Source organism: Citricoccus alkalitolerans (assembly GCF_039528175.1).
Taxonomy (GTDB): domain Bacteria; phylum Actinomycetota; class Actinomycetes; order Actinomycetales; family Micrococcaceae; genus Citricoccus; species Citricoccus alkalitolerans.
Map to the genome: position 1 here is coordinate 1226502 of NZ_BAAALH010000001.1, position 11840 is coordinate 1238341.

The 11840-nt window shown below is 69.8% G+C and carries 9 protein-coding genes; 6 read left to right on the forward strand and 3 right to left on the reverse strand.

The annotated features are described in order from the left end of the window. Positions 1 to 50: 50 nt before the first annotated feature. Positions 51 to 1646, reverse strand: a complete 1596-nt coding sequence (locus tag ABD134_RS05485; protein WP_344227375.1) for a cytochrome ubiquinol oxidase subunit I — start codon at positions 1644 to 1646, stop codon at positions 51 to 53. Between the two features lie 200 nt (positions 1647 to 1846). Here ABD134_RS05485 and ABD134_RS05490 point away from each other — a divergent pair, with 200 nt between their 5' ends. The 5 genes from ABD134_RS05490 to ABD134_RS05510 all read left to right on the forward strand — a co-directional run bounded on the left by ABD134_RS05490 (position 1847) and on the right by ABD134_RS05510 (position 8363). After that, positions 1847 to 2185 (forward strand): BlaI/MecI/CopY family transcriptional regulator, encoded by a 339-nt coding sequence (locus tag ABD134_RS05490; RefSeq protein ID WP_344227377.1) that lies wholly within the window; start codon positions 1847 to 1849, stop codon positions 2183 to 2185. A 129-nt stretch (positions 2186 to 2314) separates the two neighbouring features. Further along, positions 2315 to 3277, forward strand: a complete 963-nt coding sequence (locus ABD134_RS05495) for a M56 family metallopeptidase (protein WP_344227725.1) — start codon at positions 2315 to 2317, stop codon at positions 3275 to 3277. 189 nt (positions 3278 to 3466) lie between these two features. Then, positions 3467 to 4489 carry a 3-oxoacyl-ACP synthase III gene (locus ABD134_RS05500; protein WP_344227727.1) on the forward strand — a complete coding sequence of 341 codons (1023 nt, stop codon included), beginning with the start codon at positions 3467 to 3469 and terminating at the stop codon, positions 4487 to 4489. Beyond that, positions 4486 to 7368, forward strand: a complete 2883-nt coding sequence (locus ABD134_RS05505; protein WP_344227379.1) for an alpha/beta fold hydrolase — start codon at positions 4486 to 4488, stop codon at positions 7366 to 7368. Before ABD134_RS05500 ends, ABD134_RS05505 begins: the two co-directional genes overlap by 4 nt. Continuing rightward, positions 7365 to 8363 carry an NAD-dependent epimerase/dehydratase family protein gene (locus ABD134_RS05510; RefSeq protein WP_344227381.1) on the forward strand — a complete coding sequence of 333 codons (999 nt, stop codon included), beginning with the start codon at positions 7365 to 7367 and terminating at the stop codon, positions 8361 to 8363. The genes ABD134_RS05505 and ABD134_RS05510 overlap by 4 nt, the downstream gene beginning before the upstream one ends. 7 nt (positions 8364 to 8370) lie before the next feature. Here the strand turns inward: ABD134_RS05510 and ABD134_RS05515 are convergent, their stop codons facing one another. Next, complete coding sequence (locus ABD134_RS05515) at positions 8371 to 9012, reverse strand: class I SAM-dependent DNA methyltransferase (RefSeq protein ID WP_344227383.1); 642 nt, start codon at positions 9010 to 9012, stop codon at positions 8371 to 8373. 1 nt (position 9013) lies between these two features. Next, positions 9014 to 11134: a DNA gyrase/topoisomerase IV subunit B gene (locus ABD134_RS05520; RefSeq protein ID WP_344227385.1), complete on the reverse strand. Its 2121-nt coding sequence runs from the start codon at positions 11132 to 11134 to the stop codon at positions 9014 to 9016. A gap of 380 nt (positions 11135 to 11514) precedes the next feature. On the opposite strand from ABD134_RS05520, the gene ABD134_RS05525 reads away from it, so the two are divergent. Continuing rightward, positions 11515 to 11742 carry a DUF7455 domain-containing protein gene (locus ABD134_RS05525; protein WP_344227387.1) on the forward strand — a complete coding sequence of 76 codons (228 nt, stop codon included), beginning with the start codon at positions 11515 to 11517 and terminating at the stop codon, positions 11740 to 11742. Positions 11743 to 11840 lie beyond the last annotated feature (98 nt).

Sequence of the window (11840 nt, forward strand, 5' to 3'; positions counted from 1 at the left end):
CCGCGGCTGCCGCAGCTGCCGGAACTGTCGCGGGGACCGCAGGGGCACGGTCAGTACGCGAAGGCGAGGACATCGGAGTCAACGGTGCCGCCCCCTCCCGCGCCGTCGGCGTCGTCATCGTGCTCGTCCTGGGTGAGTTCGGGCATGCCGGCCGGCACCCCGCCCTTGACGTAGCGGGTGAGCAGGACGACCTCCACCACCAGGAGCACCGCGTAGATGGTGGTGAGAAGGATGAGCGAGAACAACAGCTCCGCCGCGCTGACCCCTGGGGACACGGCCGCGGCCGTGTACATCCAGACCTGGTCGATACCGGTCGGATCGGGGTTCGGGGCCACCACGAACGGCTGACGTCCCATCTCGGTGAAGATCCACCCGGCCGCATTGGCGCCGAAGGGCGCCAGGATGCCGGCCACTGCCAGCCGCATCAGCGGCTTGGACGCCGGCACCGTGCCCTTCCGCGTCAGCCAGAGCGCGATCGCCGCCGCCAGGGCCGCGAGCCCACCGAAGGTGATCATGATGCGGAAGCCCCAGTAGGTGACCTCCATAACCGGCAGGTAGTCGATCTCCTGGCCGGCTCGTTCGCCGTACATCGGATCGTCCGGCAGGTGGGTGCCGTAGTCAGCCTGGTACTGCGGGATGAGGGTGTTCACCCCGGGAACGTCGGTGGTGAAGTCGTTGTGGGCCAGGAAGGACAGCAGCCCGGGGACCTCGAAGACGCCCACGACGTCGTCGCAGTCGGTGGCACCGTCACTGCGCAGATCGGCCACGGAGAGCACGGAGAACGCCGTCCCGTCATGGCAGGCCGCCTCCGCGGCCGCCATCTTCAGCGGCTGCTGCTGGATCATCAGCTGCGCTTGGGCGTGGCCGCTGAAGGCGGTGCCGAGGAAGGCCACAAGCGCGATCCAGGCACCCCACCGCAAGGAGGAGTACCAGACCCGGTAGTCGGTCTCGTCCCGGCCCTTGGAGCCGGTGGTGGCCACCAGTACGGTGCCGTCGGCGGCCACGGCGTCGATGCCGTCCCGGCGCCGCTTCCACAGGTGGAACCACGCGATGCCGAGCAGGAAGCCTCCGGCCACTGAGAGGGCCCCGGCCAGGGTGTGCGGGAAGTGCACGAGCAGGGTGTTGTTGGTCAGCACAGCCCAGATGTCGTTCATCACGGGGCGGCCGTCCACCATCTCGACTCCGACCGGATGCTGCATCCACGCATTGGCGGCCAGGATGAAGTAGGCCGAGAACACGGTGCCGATGACGGCGCACCAGATCGAGGCCAGGTGCACCCGCTTCGGCAACCGCTGCCAGCCGAAGATCCAGAGACCGAGGAACACAGACTCCAGGAAGAACGCCATGAGCGCCTCCAGCGCCAACGGAGCCCCGAACACATCCCCGACGAAGCGGGAGTACTCGGACCAGGCCATCCCGAACTGGAACTCCTGCACCAGTCCGGTGGCCACGCCCATGATGAAGTTGATGAGGAAGAGCTTCCCCCAGAACTTCGTCATCCGCAGGTAGTGCTCCTGGCCGGTGCGGTGCCACATGGTCTGCAGGGTGGCCACCACCAGGCCCAGTCCGATGGTCAGCGGGACCATCATGAAGTGATACACGGTGGTGATGCCGAACTGCCACCGGGCAATGTCCAGGGGATCCATGGGTACACCCTTCCCTCGATGCGGAATGGGTCCGCACCGGTCCGGACCGAACGCCGCCTCACCAGGGCGAAGGGGGCGTCCGGCACTCGACTTCTACAGCTTGTAGAAACCAGACTAGCCCTAAGTTCTACGTCCTGTAGAATAAAGGCGAGTCCGGATGGACACCTGTGGTGGAGATCATTGCTTTGAGGGAGGCACCCGTGGCACTGGGAGATTTGGAACGGTCCGTGATGGACCTGCTGTGGGACCGGCCGGGAGCCCATACGGCCAATGACGTGCGCGACGCCCTGGCCGGGGACCTCGCCGTCACGACCGTGCTCACCGTGCTGTCACGCCTGGAGAAGAAGGGCCTGGTCCACCGCGACGGCGGGCGCCGGCCCCATCGTTATGCCGCCGCCTCGTCCCGTGAGGACCACACCGTCGGACTGCTCAACGAGGTACTCGGCTCCGTGCCGGACCGCGAGGCCGTCCTCGCCCGCTTCATCGGCGGCATCGGTCCCGATGAGGCAGCTACCGTGCGTCGGCTCCTGGAATCCTGATCCGTCTCGCGATTTCGACTCGCGGTACCGACTTTGAGTCGACCTGGGGTGGCCCTGACGCCCTGACGCCCACCCCACGTCGACTGAAGGCCGGGGATCTCGCCCCTTAGACTTTCCCTCGTGTCCGTCATGCTGCTCGCCGCGCTGGCCCTGATCCTGGCCTGGCCGGTCCCGGTCCTGCTCGGCCGCGCACGCTGGGTGCGCCGGGCTCCCGCCGCCGCCATGGCGCTCTGGCAGTCCGTCGCCCTCGCCGGCGGCCTCTCCCTGATCGGCTTCCCGCTCCTGTGGGGGCTCACCCCCTTCGGGGACTCCGTGGTCGAGGCGGCCCCCGCCTTCATCCGGGCCCTCGTCGAGGGTTCCTGGATCCCGCTGCTGGCGCATGACCCGTGGTTGCCCACACGCATCGCCGCCGCCACCCTCGCCTTGATGCTCTTCGCCCACCTCGTGCTCACCCTGGCCGTCACCGCCGTGAGGACCGTGGCCAACCGCCGCCGCCACCGCCAGATGGTCGAACTCCTGGCTGCGCCGCCTTCGGAACGCAGCCGCCTGGCAGAGGGCGTCTCCGGGACCCCCACGCGGGTACTGCCCCACGATGTCCCCCTGGCCTACTGCCTGCCCGGCCTGACCGGTTCCCTGACCGTGCTCTCCCGCGGCCTGCTGGACCAATTGTCCGAACCGGAGGTGGCCGCTGTCGTGGCCCATGAGCGGGCCCACCTGCGCCAACGGCACGACCTGCTCCGGCTGGCCTTCGAGGCCTGGCACCGGGCCGTGGCCTGGCTGCCCACCACCGCGATAGCCCAACGGGCCGTGGCCGGCCTCACCGAGATGATGGCGGACGACGCCGCGCTGGCCGTCCACGACCGCCGAGACCTGGTGCGCGCCATCGTGCTCACCGGTGAGGCCGGGGCACCGACCTCGCCGGCACCGGCCCCGTCACGGGCGGAGAACGTCCAGGGCGACGGGTCCGTCCCCCTGACCCTGCGCCTGTACCGCCTGCTCTCCCCCGCCGACCCCCTGCCGGTGGCTGTGCGCCTCGCGGTCGTCCTGGCAGCGTTGTGCCTGGCCGTCTTCCCGCTCGTGCTGCTGCTGTAGACACGGCCGCCCCGGATCGCCGTCCGTGGAGGCCCGCCCCGAACTTCCGGGCCGTCATTCAGGAGCCTCCCAGCCGACTCCCGGCTTTCGACCGGCCGGGGTTCGCTAGGCTGGGGCGTTGGTGGCGTCCACACCGCCGCCTCCCTACTATCCAACCCCTTGACCCCCACGAACGGACCAGGCCCCATAGTGCAAGGCAACGCGACATTCCGTCACTCCAATGCTTCACTCCTCTCCGTGACGGAAGTACTGGCCCCTGTCACCGTGACCAGTGCGCAGCTCGACGAGGAGTTGGCTGATGTCCTGAAGGGGCTGCGGCTCCCCAAGGGCCTGCTGCCGCGCGTCGCGGGCGTCAACGCCCGCCGCAATTGGGAGCACCCCGGTCACTTCCAGAAGGGTGCCGCTGAAGCCGGCCGCCGGGCCATGGCCGGGGCCGGCGTCCGCCCGGACCAGATCGGGCTCATGGTCAACACCTCCGTCACGCGCGAGACCCTTGAACCCTCCGTGGCCGTGCGCATCCACCACGAGATGGGCCTGCCCACCTCCGCCACTAACTTCGACATCACCAACGCGTGCCTGGGCTTCGTGAACGGGATCACCCTGGCGGCCTCCATGATCGACTCCGGCCAGGTCGACTACGCCGTCGTCGTGGCCGGTGAAGACTCCGTCAAGGTCCAGCAGGCCACCCTGGAGAACTTGAAGCAGGACGGCGTGGACCGCAACAATTTCATGGAGCAGTTCGCCTCGCTGACCCTGGGTTCGGGGGCGGCCGCAGCGGTCATCGGGCGCACCGATCAGCACCCGGAGGGACACCGGATCGTCCGCGGCATCACCCGGGCCGGCACGGACCACCACGACCTGTGCGTAGGCGACCACAAGGGCATGTTCACGGATTCCACCGCCTTGCTGAAGGACGGGTTGGAGCTCGTCATGGACGCCTGGAACGATGTCCCCGCAGACTGGGGCTGGGCGGACATGGACCGCTATGTCACGCACCAGGTCTCCCGGCTCCACACTGACTCGATCACCGAGGCGACCGGCCTGGACCCGGCTCGATTCCCCGTCACCTTCCCCGAGCTCGGCAACGTCGGGCCCGCGTCCCTGCCCATCACCCTGGCCCGGGAGGTGGACCAGTTGTCGGCCGGCGACAAAGTGCTCTGCATGGGCGTCGGCTCCGGGCTCAACACCGCCATGCTGGAGATCGCCTGGTGAGGATCCCCGCCGCTCCAGCCACCCTCCCGGCCGACTCCGTCTCCGTCCCCCTGCCCGGCTGGGACCCCGCCTGGAGCGGCCTGGTGCCGATTGCCACCGTTGACGGCCGGCGGACCCTGCACGTGCTGGACACCGGGGACGTGTTGTCCCAGGCCGGAGTGGAGCCGGACGGCACCATCCTTGCGGTGCACGGCAACCCGACCTGGTCCTACCTGTGGCGCTCCCTGGCCGCAGCGACCGTCCGCGCCGCCCTGAAGGGCGAGGGCCCCGTGTGGCGCGTAGTGGCCCCGGACCAGCTGGACATGGGCTTCTCCGAGCGCCTGCCCCACGGGTCCCTCCCCCGGCCTGCGGCTGCCGCCGGCGCCCCGGATCCGGTGTCAGCGAACGACGCCGGCTACCGCACCCTCGGCGGCCGCCTCGCCGACCTCGATGCCCTCGTCACCGCCCTCGGACTCGACGCCCAGGCACGCGCCGGCCACCCGCTGCTGACCCTGGGCCACGACTGGGGCGGCGTCGTCTCCCTCGGCTGGGCCGGCCGCCACCAGGACCTGGTAGCCGCCGCGATGACCCTGAACACCGCCGTCCACCACGAAGCGTCCCAGCCGATCCCGGCCCCCCTGCAGGCGGCCCTCGCTGGCCCGCTGCTGCCCGGCTCCACCGTCCTGACCGATGCCTTCCTGAGGGTAACGACGGCACTCGGCCACCCCGGCCTGGGCCGCAACCTCAAGGCCGCCTATCACGCCCCTTACGCCGCCCCCGAGCGACGCGGCGGAATTGGCGGCTTCGTCGCCGACATCCCCGTGGGACCGCAGCACGCCTCCTACCCGGAACTGTGCCGAGTAGCCGACTCCCTGGCAGCGTTCACCCAGCCAGCACTGCTGCTGTGGGGCCCGAAGGACCCGGTGTTCCTGGACCGATACCAGGCGGATCTGCTGCAGCGGCTCCCCCAGGCCGACCTGCACCGGTTCGAGACGGCAGGACATCTGCTGGCCGAGGACGTGGACATCGCCACCCCGATCCTGCGATGGGCCGGGCGGGTGCTCGACGGCACCGCCCGCACCCGGAGCCCTGAAACCGATGCTGATATCTGTGCCGGGGGTACCCAGGATGACGCGGCGTCCGGCACCGGCCCCGCCACCGTGGAGAGCAGCTGGAGCGAGACCACCGGCCGGCCGCTATGGTCCTACCTGGAGGACTGGCGCGACAGTTCCGACCCGGCCCTCGTGGACATGGCCGGAGAGGACCAGACCCCGCTGAGCTGGAACCACCTTTCCAGCGTCGTGGACGCCATCGCCACCGGCCTGGTCGCGCGCGGGGTCCGCCCCGGCGACCGGATCTCCATGATGGTGACCCCCGGACGGGACCTCACCGCCGCCCTGTATGCGGCACTGAAGATCGGTGCCATCGTGGTGGTCGCCGATGCCGGCCTGGGCGTGGCCGGCATGACCCGCGCCGTTCGCGCGGCACGGCCGGACTGGGTCATCGGCAAGGTTCCCGGACTCGCCGTGGCCCGGTCCCAGCGCTGGCCGGGACGCCGCCTCTCCGTCTCCACGCTGCCCATGCCCCTAGCCCGGGCCCTCGGCGTGGAGGACAGCCTCTACCGGATGGCCCACGACCACGAGGGGAGGCGGTTCTCCGGCGCACGGCTCGCGGACGGCACCGTCCACGTGCCGGCCCCCGCCGATCCGGCGGCCATCCTCTACACCTCCGGCTCCACGGGGCCGGCCAAGGGCGTCCTCTACACCCACGGCCGGCTCTCGGCGCTGGCCGGGCTGCTGCGAGACGTCTTCCACGTCCGGCCCGGCTCCTCCTTGCTGGCCGGTTTCGCCCCCTTCGCACTCCTGGGGCCGGCCATCGGCGCCACCTCGGTCACCCCTGATATGTCCGTGACCAAACCCGCAACCTTGACGGCGCAGGCCGTCGCCGATGCCGCCCGTGCCGGTCACGCCACCATCCTCTTCGCCTCCCCCGCGGCGTTGCGCAACGTCGTGGCGACCGCTGGTCAGCTCGGACCGGAGGATCACGCCGTGCTCGGCAGCATCGACCTCGTGCTGTCCGCCGGTGCCCCGGTTCACCCCCAGCTGATGGCGCAGGTGGCCGCCCTCTTCCCCCGGGCCGAGTTCCACTCGCCCTACGGCATGACCGAGGCCCTCCTGTTGGCGGACATCGACCGGAACGCGATCATCGGGCTCTCGGCCCGGGACGGGGATCACACGGCGGACGCGAGCAGCCCGGATGACGGTGTGTGCGTGGGCCACCCCGTGGGCCCCGTGCGCATCGCCATCGACCCGCTGAAGGTTGATGGCAGCCCGAGGGGGACGCTCCTTGAGGGCCCCGACGCCGCCGGAATCCTGGGCGAGGTCGTCATCTCGGCCCCGCACCAGAAGGAGGGTTACGACCGGCTGTGGCTGACTGACTCCCTGAGCAGGCGGGATGCCAAGGACGGGCTGGACTGGCACCGAACCCAGGACGTGGGCCACCTGGACGCCGCCGGCCGGCTCTGGATCGAGGGCCGCCTGCAGCATGTGGCCGTCACGGCCGCCGGGCCCGTGGCTCCGGGCGGTCCCGAGGCGCGCATCGACGCCCTTGACGGCGTGTCCCGATCGGCCGTCGTCGCTGTGGGCCCCCGGGGCACCCAGGCTGTCGTCGCCGTCATCGAGGTTGCCGCGCCGGAACATGCCCGGACGCCCCGCGCCGGACTGGCCCCCAGCGAGCTGACGGCGGCCGTGCGGGCTGCCGCAGCGCCGGTTCCCCTGGCGGCGGTGCTCGTGACGGACCGCGTACCCGTGGACATCCGTCACAACTCGAAGATCGACCGCACCCGGATCGCCCAGTGGGCCGCGCAGGTCCTGTCCGGTGGCAAGGTCGGTAAGCCGTGAGTGCGGCACCGCCTCTCCGCGTCCTCGTCACCGGAGCCTCCGGGCTTCTGGGCTCCGGGGTGGCGCGCCGCCTCGTGGAATCCGGCGCCGACGTCGTGACCCTGCAGCGACGCCCCTCCGGGGTGACCGGCGCCCGTGACGTCCTCGGTACGGTCACTGATGCCGCGGCCGTCGGGCTGGCCATGTCCGGCCGGGACACGGTGGTCCATGTGGCGGCCAAGGTCTCCGTCTCCGGACCTGCGCAGGAGTTCGAGCAGGTCAACGTCGAGGGCACGGCGACCGTCCTGGAGGCCGCCCGCGCGGCCGGTGCTGGGCGCTTCGTCCACATCTCCTCGCCATCCGTGGCCCATGCCGGGACATCGATCGTCGGCGAGGGTGCGGGGCCGGCGGACCCGGACCGCGCGCGCGGCCACTACGCCCGCACCAAGGCCGTTGGGGAGCTCATGGCCCTGGCCGCCGACGGTCCGGACCTGCGCGTGCTCGTCCTTCGCCCGCATCTGATGTGGGGGCCCGGGGACACGCAGCTGACCGAGCGCATCATCGACCGCGCCCGGGCCGGCCGGATGCCGTTGCTCGGGCCTGCCGCCGCCCTGATCGACACCCTGTACTCGGACAACGCAGTGGACGCCGTGGTGGCCGCTGTCACCGCCGTGGACCGGGTCCACGGGGAGGCCCTTGTGGTCACCAACGGCGAACCCCGCCCGGTGGGCGAGCTCGTCCGGGGTCTGGCCACCGCCGGTGGTGCCCCCGAGCCCCGGCTGCGGATCCCCGCCGGCCTCGCCCGCGGTGCCGGTGCCGTCATCGAACGGATCTGGGAGGCGGCCGATCTCGGCCGGGACGGGGATGAACCCCCGCTGACCCGGTTCCTCGCCGAACAGCTCTCCACGGCGCACTGGTTCGACCAGCGCCGCACCCGGGCGAAGCTGGACTGGGTGCCGGCCGTGTCCATCGATCAGGGGCTGGAGCTGCTGGCCTCGCACTACCGTCGACGGTGACCGCTAGCTAGCGCCGCACAGCGCTGAGATGGCACTCGGGATACTCGTGGCCCTGGTCAGGGCAGACGATGGCCCGCCACGTCTCGGCGAAGCCGGCCTCGTCCAGGGCCTGGGCCAACGACGACGGGTTCCATCGCCAGGCCCGGGCCACCGCGTGCGGGAACTCCTCCACGTCCTGCCCGGACTCCAACAGTCCCTGGAACGCGAGGAGCACCTGGCAGCCGGGCTCCGTATGCGCCGCCCAGGACTGCAGGACCGCCGGAACCTGTTCGGGTGGAACGTGGATCAGGCTGAACCGGGCCAGGATCCCGCGGACGGGACCGGCGGCGCGTACCTCCGGATCCTCAGTGGGAAAGTAGGCGTCCCCTGCGATCCAGTTACGCTGCGGATAGCGCTTCCGCGCGATCTCCAGCATCCGGGCGGACGGGTCCACGCCGATCGTGTTGAAGCCGCGGAAGGCCAATTCCGCGGTGACGTGGCCGGTGCCGCAGCCCAGGTCCAGGATGGTACTGCCACGGGGCAGCGCGTCGGCGAACGCGTCCACGGAGTGCCGGTCCAGCGGTCGTTGCCAGGGGCCAGGGAAGGTCCGGTCGTACAGTTCTGCCAGGGCGTCGTAGCCCGGCTGGCCAGGCCAGGACTCGGACGTCACCTCAGGTGTCGATCCGGTCGAGGTCGAGTTCACTGGCGCCGGAGATGATGAAGTCCTTGCGCGGTGCCACGTTGGAGCCCATCAACAGGTCGAAGACGTGTTCTGCCCGCTGCAAGGCCTCCTCCGCCTCGGGGATGGTCACTCGGCGGAGCATCCTCACGCGGGGGTCCATGGTGGTGTCCGCCAGCTGGTCCGCATCCATCTCCCCCAGCCCCTTGTACCGCTGGATCGGTTCCTTGTAGTTCTTGCCGTCCCGGTGGAGGCGGTCCATCAACCGGTGCAGTTCGTTCTCCGAGTAGGTGTAGACCACCTCGTTGGCCTTGCTGCCGGAATGGATGACCTCCACCCGATGCAGGGGCGGTACTGCGGCGAACACGCGACCCTGCTCGACCATGGGACGCATATAGCGGAAGAACAAGGTCAGCAGCAGGGTTCGGATATGTGCGCCGTCCACGTCCGCATCGGTCATCAGGATGACCTTGCCGTACCGCGCAGAGGACAGGTCGAAGCTGCGGCCGGCGCCACCGCCGACCACCTGGATCAGGGCCGCACACTCGGCGTTCGAGAGCATGTCCCCCACGGAGGCCTTCTGCACGTTCAGGATCTTGCCGCGGATCGGGAACAGCGCCTGGAAGTCCGAGGACCTGGCCAGCTTGGCCGTGCCGAGGGCGGAGTCACCCTCCACGATGAACAGTTCCGAGGACGCCACGTCCGTGGTCCGGCAATCGGCCAGTTTGGCCGGCATGGTGGAGGTCTCCAGGGCGTTCTTGCGCCGCTGGTTCTCCTTGTGCGTCCTGGCGGAGATGCGGGACTTCATCTCCGAGACGACCTTCTCCAGCAGCACCGAGACCTGGTTCTTCTCGTGCTTCTTGGTCGACTTCAGGATCGCGCCGAGCTGCTGCTCGACCACCTTGGCCACGATCTGACGCACGGCCGGAGTGCCGAGAACGGACTTGGTCTGCCCCTCGAACTGTGGTTCGGCCAGGCGGACCGTCAGCACGGCCGTCAACCCGGCCAGTACGTCGTCCTTCTCCAGCTTGTCGTTGCCCGCCTTGAGCTTGCGGGCGTTGGCCTCCACGACCTTGCGGACTGTCTTCAGCAGCGCCTGTTCGAAGCCCGCCTGGTGGGTACCGCCCTTGGGAGTGGAGATGATGTTGACGAACGAGCGCAGGTGGGTGTCGTAGCCGACGTCCCAGCGCAGGGCGATGTCCACCTCGCACTCACGATCCACGTCCTGCATCGCCGAGCGGCCGTCCTCACCGAGGACCGGAACCCGTTCGGAGAACGTGCCGGAGCCCTGGAGCCGCCACACATCGGTGATGGGGCTGACGGACGAGAGATGGTCTACGAACTCAGAGATGCCGCCGTCGTAGTGAAAGACCTCCTCATGGGGTCCCATCTCGCCGGGAGTGCCCGGCAGCCGGCGCTCGTCCCGCAACGTGATCTTGAGTCCGGGAATGAGGTAGGCGGTCTGCCGGGCCCGCTGCTGCAGGTCCTCGTAGGAGAACTTAGCATCGGGCGTGAAGATCTGCTCGTCCGCCCAGTACCGAACCCGGGTGCCGGTCTGCCCGCGCTTGGCCTTGCCCACGATCTCCATCGGCGAGTGGTCGGCCGAGGGAGTGAAGGCGGCGTCCGGCCTGGCGGTGGATCCCGTGTCCGTGAACTGACCGGGCTCGCCCCGGTGGAAGGACAGCTGGTGGATCTTGCCGCCGCGGAACACCTGGACGTCCAGGCGGGAGGAGAGGGCGTTGACCACGGAGGCGCCCACCCCGTGCAGCCCGCCCGAGGCACCATAGGAGCCCCCGCCGAACTTGCCACCGGCGTGCAGCTTGGTGAAGACCACCTCGACACCGGACAGGCCGGTCCTCGGCTCGATGTCCACCGGGATGCCACGTCCGTTGTCCTCGACCTCGACAGCGCCGCCGGCGTGCAGGGTGACGGCGATGGACTGGCCATAGCCTCCCAGCGCCTCATCCACGGAATTGTCGATGATCTCCCAGAGGCAGTGCATCAGGCCGCGGGAGTCCGTGGAGCCGATGTACATGCCGGGCCTCTTGCGGACGGCCTCGAGGCCCTCCAGCACGGAGAGGTGCCGGGCGTTGTACTCACTGCTGCGGGACATGCGTTTCCCTTACTTCCCTGATGACTGCTGCGTCCCCTCGCCGGTTCACGAGGTGGTTGATGATCGTCTTTCAGGTTATCGGCACGTGGCGTCGTTCGCGGGGAACCCGGCGGGGACCGCGCCACACCAGCCGGCCTCGAGCCGTGACTGGTCATCGCGTGCGCAACGGATACCGGCCACGTCGGGCACCGGGGACAGAGGACAACTGGAGCACTACCAGGTACGCAATCAGCGAAAACCGGCCCTCCCCGCTCGCGCCTGCGAACAAAAGTGCGAGGATGATGGTTCCGTAGGTGTACGCAGTACCCTTCAAGTACCGATCCCCCCGGTCCCTGCGGACCGGCCCGAGGGGAACAGGGGCACCACATGAGGAGGCCAACATGACCACCACCGCCACGACGATCGAACCGCCGGTCCTGACCGGTGCCGACCGTTGCGACCGTTGCGGGGCCCAGGCCTACGTCCGCGCTGTCCTACACAGCGGCGGCGAATTGCTGTTCTGCGGCCACCACTCCCGCGCAGTGGAAGAGACCCTCCGCCCGCAGACCACCCTGTGGCAGGACGAGACGAACAAGCTGCACGAGAAGCAGCCCGTAGACGCCGACTGAGACTCTTCTCGCTCGGATCGCCACCCGTCCGGCTCCGGCACTGACGCGGCCGATCCAGGACGTCCGGATCAACGGCGCCCACAAGCAACCAAGGCCCG